Genomic DNA, 8760 nt, shown 5'->3' on the forward strand with positions numbered 1-8760 from the left:
TGGCGCGTACCCTTGCCGGGCCGATCAATGGCAATGTTTATGCCGATCTGCTGATCCTGTGGTCCTATCCTGTCGCCGGGGCACTACTGTGGGGCAGCCTAGTAGAAGCGCGGCGCAGCGGCGCGGCGGACCTGACACCGGATGCCTTGCCCTTGGCAAACCCTTTGGCGCAGTCTCAGGCGCAATCGCGGGCCGAGCCTGTCAACCTGCCGTCAACCGCGTTCGCTGTTGGCGACCGGCTCACCCCCGGCACAGCAGCGTCGACGCGTCCACCGGCACCAACGGCCAGCGACGAATTGGGTCTATTGATCCGGCTGCTTCAAGACAATGGCGTTGGCATCGATACGCCGCAACTCGCCAGCATCTTGCTGGCGCGCACGGGCAGTTTTGCCGCGGCCGTGGCCACGCCCGCGGCCAAGCTGCGGGATTGGGGAATGAACGAACGCGTGATTGACGCGCTGGCTTATGCACGAAGCATCACCCGGTCCGCCTTGCGCCGCAAACTGGAATCGCGGCCCAATCTGGCAGGCAGCACGGCGACGATTGATTATCTGCACAGTGAGCTGGCCCATCTGCGCGAGGAGCAATTTCGCGTCCTGTTTCTCAATGCGCGCCACCGACTGATCCACGATGAGGCCCATAGCCACGGCAGTGTCAGCGAAGCACCGGTGTTTCCGCGCGAAGTCGTCAGGCGCGCCATCGAAGTTGGAGCCACACACCTGATTTTGGCGCACAACCACCCCGGCGGCGACCCAACCCCATCGCGCGCCGACGTGGTAACCACACGCGCTATCATAGAAGCCGCCCGCACCATCGGCGTTTCCGTGATCGATCACATCATCGTCAGCCCGGCCGGCCATGTCAGCATGCGCGCCGGCGGATTTATCTAGGGAATTTGGCTGCGCGCGGGTGCCGCCGCGGTATCATTGCATTTTCGCCAAGCCGTTGGTAGCAAACGTGGAACCAGTTGCCCTTGGCGGGCAGACGAGGCCCGTGCGGCCATGTGTTGCGGTTCGACAGGACCGCGGTTGGACTGGTTGCACCAGGCGTTATTGAAGCGATCATCATTTTGCAGGGTTGTGTCGTTCGGCTTGTTATCTGGCTGCTGCCTTCAGTTCCGGTTTGGCCGCGCCATTCGCCGCCGTTTCAACCAGCGTGTAGAAAAACCGGTTGAAATCCCGCGCTGCATCAAGGTCCATCGGCGTGGTCACATCGTCTTGCGGGCGATGGTAACGCCGGTTGTACCAATCGCGGTAGATGCGTTCTTCCTGGGTGCCCGGATCATAGGCGAACACGAAATTCACCGCCGGTATGCCGGCTTCCATGAACGGCCACGAATCGACGCGGCGAATCAGATTGCGTTCCGGTTCACGGTCCGGGCGGATTTCGATCTTCAGGCTTTGGGCAACCGCCTTGGCCGTGTCCGCCAGCGTGTTCTGGCCCAGCCCGTGCAGGGTGAGCGCCTTCAAGGGAAACAGCGGCCGCAATTGATCGAGGTTGATCACGCCCACCAGCTGCTCCCTGGGCACGGTTGGATGCATCAGCCACCAGCGCGCGCCGAGCAGACCCTTTTCCTCCGCCGTCCATACTGCAAACAGCACTGGCCGCGCAAAGCCCTTGCCGCCGCGCCGCGCGGCCAACTGGCCGAGCAGCGCCACATAGCCGGCGTCATCCAGCGTGCCATTGTAGAGCGCGTCGCCGTTCACCGGCTCGCCAAAGCCATAGCCGTCGATATGCGCGCCCAGCAGCAGCGCTTCACCGGCCTTGCTCTTGTCGGTGCCCGGCAGCAGGCCGATCAGCTGCTCGGTGTTGAAACGGCGCTGCGCCGTGGTGAGCGCGGCTTCGAAGCGGCCGGGCAATTCGAAGCTTTCGAGATCGCGGTGCAGGCCGGCATCGGTAAGGATCGCTGCCGCCAGCCGGCCCGAACCGGCAATCAGCCGGGCCAGCGCCGCGCCATTGACCCGGAATTGCGGCAGACCGGTCGGCAGCGCGGCGCCGTCATGCGCCACGGCGCGGGCATAGGCATCGGGCCAACGCTGCGGTTCGACAGTAAAGCCAGCGTCATCAACAGTGAGCATGGCAATGGCGCCCGCAGCAGCGACCGCGGTCAGCCGTTCCGCGGCCGCGGCGCGGCCTGCGCGGCGGCTGCCGTAACAAACGGCGATCTTGCCTTTCAGCTCCGAGCCAGCCTCGGCCTTGCTGCAATAGCCGGCAAAGCGCATCGCGCCCGCCAGTGCCGCCGGCAGATCCGTGGCCGGGCGCGGCGTGATATCATGCAGGAATTTCAGCGGCGCGGCGCTGCCATCAGGCGCCACGACGCGCATGTCGGCTGCGGTCACCGCCACTTCGTGCAGCGGCACTGTCTGGCGAAACGTGCCCGCTTCGCCCGCCGGTTGCAGGCGCGCAGCCTTGAACCAGCGCTCAACCAGGGTGATGGCACGGGCATGGCCGGGGCTGCCGGCATCGCGGCCTTCCATGGCATCGCTGGATAGCTCGGCGGTGCGCGCCAGCCATGCCCTGGTATCGGCATCGGGTTTGGCTAACGCCGGCGCAGCCATAAAACACGCCGGTGCAGCAAGAACAGCGAGGAGGACAAGGAGATGGCGCATGACCATCTGCATGGCCCATAGTTGTGCGCGGTTCAATCCTCGCCGAATTTGTCGATCACAAGCCCGGACAATTGCGCCAGCGCCTGCTCGGCATCTGGGCCAGTGGCGCTGATCTCGATCTCGTCGCCCATGGCAGCAGCCAGCATCATCAAGCCCATGATCGACGTGCCCGTCACCGATGAACCATCGTGGCTCACGGTCACTTCAGCATCGAAACCGGATGCCATCGTCACGAATTTTGCACTGGCCCGCGCATGCAGGCCGCGCCGGTTGGTGATCGGGACCCGGACCGGGCCAGCAACAATGCTCAAGCCGCCTCACCCAGCATGCGGCTGGCCACGGCGATATATTTGCGCCCGGCATCCTGGGCAGCCTGCACGGCGGCAGCGACGGTGCCGGATTTGCGCACGCTGGCCAACTTGATCAGCATCGGCAGATTGACACCGGCGATCACTTCCACTTGCGGACCAAGCAGCGAAATCGCCAGATTGGACGGTGTTCCGCCAAACATGTCGGTAAGAATGATGACGCCCTGGCCGCTGTTGCAGCTGATCACCGCTGCCGCGATATCGGCCCGGCGCTTTTCCATGTCATCATCGTCGGCGGCGATACAGATCGCGGCGACGCCGGCCTGCGGCCCGACGACATGCTCCATTGCGGCGCGAAATTCATCCGCCAAGCCGCCGTGAGTCACCAGAACCAAGCCAATCATCGCACCGGTGCCTCGCGCGCTTGTGCCGAGTCTGTCAATGGTGCGGTTGGGACCACAGCGGTGTCACCAGTCAATTTTGCGATATCCCGGTGCACCACGGCCACGCCGTGCCCGGCAGCGACCAATCGCGCTGCCAACGCCCGCGCTGTCGCCACGCTGCGGTGGCGGCCGCCCGTGCAGCCGATGGCGATGGTCAGATACGCCCTGCCTTCGCGGGCGTAGCCCGGGAGCAGCGTGCACACCAGATCATCAATCTTGCCCAGCACATCGGCATAAAGCGGATCAGCGGCCACAAACGCTGCGACGCGGTCATCCTCCCCGGTCAATGGCCGCAGGGCGAGATCCCAGTGCGGATTGGCCAGAAACCGGACATCAAACACCAGGTCCGCATCGCGCGGCAGGCCGGCCGCAAACCCGAAACTCAGGACTGTCACGGTCAACCCCGGTGAAAAGCCGCCGCCAAATCGTTCGGTAACGCGGGTGCGCAAATCGGCCGCCGCCAATTCCGTGCTGTCGATCACCAGATCGGCCCCGTGTTTCAGCGGCGCCAGCAGCTCACGTTCGGCGGTGATGCCATCGCTGGCCGGGCGATCAAGGCTGAGCGGATGGCGGCGGCGTGTTTCGGAAAAGCGGCGGATCAGCACATCATCGGCACAATCAAGGAAAATCAGCCGGACATCGCGGCCAGTATCGCGCAGCGCCGCCACCCGCTCCGCCAGCGCGGCGGGATCAAAGGCGCGGCTGCGGCTGTCGATACCCAGCGCGAGCGGCCGGCCCTGGCTGCCCGCGATCAGCGCATCGAGCAAAGACTGCGGCAGATTGTCGACAACCTCGTGCCCGGCATCTTCGAGCGCCCTCAACGCGGTCGATTTGCCGGCCCCGGACAGGCCGGTCATGATCAGAATCGCTTCAGGCACGGCGGCATTTGTGCCGGGAAGGCCGTGACTTGCCAAGGCCCGCGCCGCCCGCAGCGGCGCCGAGGCGCCGAACGGATCAAAGGGCAGCACCGGCAGCACATGCCCGGCCAGCGTCACCTGCGCCGGCATCGGCATCCGGTCTGGCTTCTGGCTCAGATCGAGCGCGAGCACGGCGCGGGCAGGAACCGTGGCCTGCGCCACAATGCCGACTCCGCGCACTTCCAGCAGGCCGGCAAGACGCGGCGGGGCACTTGCAATCACGCCGCCGGCCGCCGCAGTCAACACCACGCGGTCATCGGCGACCAACTGCCAGCCCGCCGCCACCAGCCGCAGCGCCAGATCGGATTTTCCCGCCCCAGACGGCCCCAGCAGCAGCACGGCGCGGCCATCCAGCACCACGGCCGTGGCATGAACCGTGGCAGACGGCCGCGTGATGTCAGATTCGGTCAAGCGCGTCAGGCCGCCGGCAAAATGACGTGGAACAAGCCGCCGCCGCCCGGCGCATCATCCACCATGATCTGCCCGCCATGGGCCGTCACAATAGCGGCGGCAATCGACAAGCCCAGGCCGGAATGGCGGCCAAAATCTTCGCCGGCCGGGCGTTCTGAATAAAAGCGGCGGAAAATATCACTGCGGTTGGCCAAAGGGACGCCCGGCCCGGTATCACCAACGCTCATGTGCACACGGTCACCGCGCCGGGCCACGGACAGCGTCACCGCGCCGCCGGGCGGTGAAAAGCTGATGGCATTGTCGATCAGATTGCGCAGCACCTGCGCCAGGCGGCCGGCATCGCCGTCAATCATAACCGGCGCTGGCAGCCCGTCGCGCTGCACCAGCACCGGCGGCTGCCGGCCAGCGATGCCGTAGGCGGCGACCAACCCGTCAGCCAGCGCGCCAACATCAACGGGCTGAAAGCCGGTACGGGACAATTCGGCGTCCAGCCGACTGGCATCGGCGATATCGGTGATCAACCGATCGATGCGGCCGACGTCATCGCGGATCACCCCCATCAGCTGCTCGCGAAGCGCCGGCTGATCAACCCGGTCCAGCACATCAACGGCGGATCGCAGCGACGCCAGTGGGTTTTTCAATTCATGCGCCACATCGGCCGCAAAGGCTTCGGTGGCATCGATCTGGCGGCGCAAGGCGATCGACATGTCGGAAATGGCCCGCGCCAAGGCCCCGATTTCGTCCTTGCGGTCGGGCAAGCGCGGCACCACCACTTCCCGGCTGCGGCCCAGGCGCACCCGGTGGGCGGCAATGGCCAGCATGCGCAGCGGCCGCACGATGGTGCGTGTCAGATACAGCGACAGCGCCAAGGTAAGCCCGGAAACGCTAACCAAGAGCCAGAAGGAGGTGAGGCGTTCGGCCCGCAGGATGCGCGACACATCTTCGGCATTGTCCAGGAGATGCACCACGCCAAGGCCTGGCACGAGCGCTGCGGCACCCACGATGATGCTGCCATCGATGGCGCGGCGCAGTTCTGTGGCGGGCTTTCCCGTCTGGCGCGCAATTTGCACCTCGCGCCACTGGCCGGCACGATCCGGCATTGCTTCTGCGTATGGCGGAAGGGTGCGCGCGCTGAGCAATTGCTCAAGAACACGGTCGATGCGTTTTGCCGACGCGCGCCGCCAAGAGAATAACGCCGGATCTTCAATGGCAAAGCTGCGTGTGGTTGCGTTATGCCAATTGTCGGTCAGCAATCCCCCGTCGTTGGCATATAGCCGCACGCGCGTGCCCCGCGCAAAGCTCAGGCTTTCAAGCCCGGCGGAATCTCTCACGAGACCGGCAATCGCCAACGCTTCATTCGATATGGCATCCGCACGCTCATCCAGCAGGCGGGCGCGCACCGTATCGAGGTACAGCAGCATGATCGCCAGCACGATCACCGCGAGCAGGTTCACAGCAAAGATGCGGGCGCGCAGGGAGCCAAAGCCGAGGCCCCGGCGCCATTCCTGCACCGCCACCTCGGCCCTCACATCCTATTCCTCGTTGAAGCGATAACCGACACCATATAGCGTCTCGATGCCCTTGAACTGGTGATCGACCGCGCGGAATTTCTTGCGCAACCGCTTGATATGGCTGTCGATGGTGCGATCATCCACATACACGTCATGGGCATAGGCCGCGTCCATCAACTGGTCGCGGGATTTCACGAAACCCGGCCGCTGCGCCAGGGTTTCAAGGATCATGAATTCGGTGACCGTCAGCGCAACATCGCCGCGGCGGCCTTCGCCGGCATCCCACAGCACGCGGTGGCGGGCAGGGTCCATGTTCAAGCGGCCGCGCACGATGGGTTCGGCAGCAGGTTCTTCGGCGGTGTCCGGTGCAGCGCGGCGATTGGCGGTTCGGCGCAGCACGGCGCGGATCCGCTCGATCAACAAGCGCTGGCTGAACGGCTTGCCGATATAATCATCGGCGCCCATTGCCAGGCCGAGCGCCTCATCGATTTCGGTGTCCTTGCTGGTCAGGAAAATCACCGGCACCTGGCTTTTTTCGCGCAGGCGGCGCAGCACCTCCATACCGTCCATGCGCGGCATCTTGATATCCAGCACCACGATATCCGGCTGATTTTCAATAAGCGCCTTCAACGCGGTATCGCCATCGGAATAGAGCCGCACGGCAAAGCCTTCGGCCTGCAGCGCAATCGACACAGACGTCAGGATATTGCGATCATCGTCAACCAGGGCGACGGTGGCAGATGGCGGCGCGGACTGTTCCATCATCACCTATGTGGAGCGCAAGCGCGTCCAGCGCAAGACCGGGGCGTATCATATACCAGCTTGCGTTTGGCCAGAGCATTTTGGCTAGAGCGTTTTGACCGGAGCGTTTTGACGGAACAGCAGGCGTCGGCTATGCCAGCCCCACGTCGCCTTGGGGGAAGGCGGCGTCCAGTTGATGATCAGGAGTAAATTTCGTGTCAGCTACCGTTCCTGTTTTTGGTTTGGCTGCGCAGGGCCTGGCCACACCGGCAACCCTGCACTGGAATCTGCTCACCGGCGCGCTGGTCGAAGCGGCAGTGGTGCGCGGTGAAGGCATGCTGTCCCAGCACGGCGCGCTGGTGGTGAAAACCGGCAAGCACACCGGCCGCAGCGCCAACGACAAATTCATCGTGCGCGACGCCAGCACCGAAAACACGATCTGGTGGGACAAGAACAAGAGCATCACCGCCGATCAGTTTGCCGCCATCAAGGCCGATTTCGAAACTGCCTTGGCCGGCAAGACCGAATTGTTCGTGCAGGATCTGTACGGCGGCAGCCAGCCCGAACACCGCGTCAACGTGCGCGTGATCACCGAATTCGCCTGGCACAGCCAGTTCATCCGCACCCTGCTGGTGCGGCCCGACACGGCTGACCTGGCCGGCTTCGTGCCCGAATACACGATCATCGATCTGCCATCGTTCCGCGCCGATCCGGCCCGCCATGGCTGCCGCAGCGAAACCGTAGTGGCCGTGGATTTTGCCAACAAGACCGTGTTGATCGGCGGCACCGCCTATGCCGGCGAAATGAAGAAGAGCGTCTTCTCCATCCTGAATTATCTGCTGCCGCAAAAGGGCGTGATGCCGATGCACTGCTCGGCCAACATCGGGCCTGATGGCGACACGGCGGTGTTCTTCGGCCTGTCCGGCACCGGCAAGACCACGCTGTCCGCCGATGCCAGCCGCACCCTTATTGGCGATGATGAACATGGCTGGTCGGATACCGCCGTGTTCAATTTCGAAGGCGGCTGCTACGCCAAGGTGATCCGCTTGTCGGCCGATGCCGAGCCGGAGATTTACGCCACGACCCGCCGTTTTGGCACCGTGCTGGAAAATGTCGTGATCGATCCGGTCACCCGCGTCATCGATCTCGATGATGCCAGCCTGGCCGAAAACAGCCGCGGGTCCTACCCGATCGATTTCATTCCCAATGCGTCGGCCGACAATCTTGGCCCGGTGCCGCGCAACATCATCATGCTTACCGCTGATGCGTTCGGCATCCTGCCGCCGATCTCCAAACTCACGCCCGATCAGGCGATGTACCATTTCCTGTCCGGCTACACCGCGCGCGTCGCCGGCACCGAAATCGGCGTGACCGAGCCTGATGCCACCTTCTCCACCTGCTTTGGCGCCCCGTTCATGCCGCGCCATCCATCGGTTTATGGCAATCTGCTGAAAGAACGCATCGCCAAGGGCGGCGTCGATGTCTGGCTGGTCAACACCGGCTGGACCGGCGGCGGCGCCGGCACCGGCGGCACCGGAACGCGCATGCCGATCAAGGCCACCCGCGCCATGCTGGGCGCCGCGCTTGATGGCAGCCTGAAGAACGCCGAATTCCGTACCGACGAAAATTTCGGCTTTGCCGTGCCGGTATCGGTGCCAGGCGTGGACAGCGCCCTGCTCAACCCACGCGGCACCTGGGCCGATGCGGGCGAATATGACGCGAAGGCCAAGGCGCTGGTGGCAATGTTCGTCGCCAATTTCGCACCCTTCGAAGCCTATGTGGACGCCAGCGTAATGGAAACGGCCCCGAAAGCCGCCTGA

Annotated in this window: 8 protein-coding genes; 2 read left to right on the plus strand and 6 right to left on the minus strand. The window is 64.3% G+C overall.

The window, feature by feature from the left end; translation table 11 throughout:
* Nucleotides 1-890, plus strand: an 890-nt coding sequence (locus tag ABWP50_RS10960) for a JAB domain-containing protein (RefSeq protein WP_353218023.1), incomplete at its 5' end; no start/stop codon positions are given.
* 204 nt (nt 891-1094) lie between these two features.
* On the opposite strand, the gene ABWP50_RS10965 is transcribed toward ABWP50_RS10960, so the two are convergent.
* Genes ABWP50_RS10965 through ABWP50_RS10990 form a run of 6 tightly spaced genes read right to left on the minus strand, consistent with a single transcriptional unit; the run spans nt 1095 to nt 6964 of the window.
* The gene (locus tag ABWP50_RS10965) at nt 1095-2609 is read right to left on the minus strand and encodes a M28 family peptidase (RefSeq protein ID WP_353218024.1); all 1515 of its coding nucleotides are present in this window, start codon (nt 2607-2609) and stop codon (nt 1095-1097) included.
* 32 nt (nt 2610-2641) lie between these two features.
* Nucleotides 2642-2914, minus strand: a complete 273-nt coding sequence (locus ABWP50_RS10970) for an HPr family phosphocarrier protein (protein WP_502951041.1) — start codon at nt 2912-2914, stop codon at nt 2642-2644.
* A gap of 2 nt (nt 2915-2916) precedes the next feature.
* Nucleotides 2917-3321 carry a PTS sugar transporter subunit IIA gene (locus ABWP50_RS10975; protein ID WP_353218026.1) on the minus strand — a complete coding sequence of 135 codons (405 nt, stop codon included), beginning with the start codon at nt 3319-3321 and terminating at the stop codon, nt 2917-2919.
* Complete coding sequence (gene rapZ, locus ABWP50_RS10980; protein WP_353218027.1) at nt 3318-4688, minus strand: RNase adapter RapZ; 1371 nt, start codon at nt 4686-4688, stop codon at nt 3318-3320. The genes ABWP50_RS10975 and rapZ overlap by 4 nt, the downstream gene beginning before the upstream one ends.
* 5 nt (nt 4689-4693) lie before the next feature.
* Nucleotides 4694-6217 (minus strand): sensor histidine kinase, encoded by a 1524-nt coding sequence (locus ABWP50_RS10985; protein ID WP_353218028.1) that lies wholly within the window; start codon nt 6215-6217, stop codon nt 4694-4696.
* 3 nt (nt 6218-6220) lie between these two features.
* On the minus strand, nt 6221-6964 hold the full coding sequence (locus ABWP50_RS10990) for a response regulator transcription factor (protein WP_353218029.1): 744 nt from the start codon (nt 6962-6964) through the stop codon (nt 6221-6223).
* Nucleotides 6965-7155: 191 nt separating this feature from the next.
* Here ABWP50_RS10990 and ABWP50_RS10995 point away from each other — a divergent pair, with 191 nt between their 5' ends.
* Nucleotides 7156-8760, plus strand: coding sequence for a phosphoenolpyruvate carboxykinase (locus ABWP50_RS10995; protein WP_353218030.1), 1605 nt, complete (start codon nt 7156-7158; stop codon nt 8758-8760).

Origin of the sequence: Sandarakinorhabdus sp. (assembly GCF_040398645.1) — a bacterium.
Lineage (GTDB): Bacteria > Pseudomonadota > Alphaproteobacteria > Sphingomonadales > Sphingomonadaceae > Sandarakinorhabdus.

Bases quoted from the DNA above. Each gene is read 5' to 3' on its own strand.
- ABWP50_RS10965 (WP_353218024.1), bottom strand. From the start codon at position 2,609: ATGCGCCATCTCCTTGTCCTCCTCGCTGTTCTTGCTGCACCGGCGTGT.
- ABWP50_RS10975 (WP_353218026.1), bottom strand. From the start codon at position 3,321: ATGATTGGCTTGGTTCTGGTGACTCACGGCGGCTTGGCGGATGAATTT.
- ABWP50_RS10990 (WP_353218029.1), bottom strand. From the start codon at position 6,964: ATGATGGAACAGTCCGCGCCGCCATCTGCCACCGTCGCCCTGGTTGAC.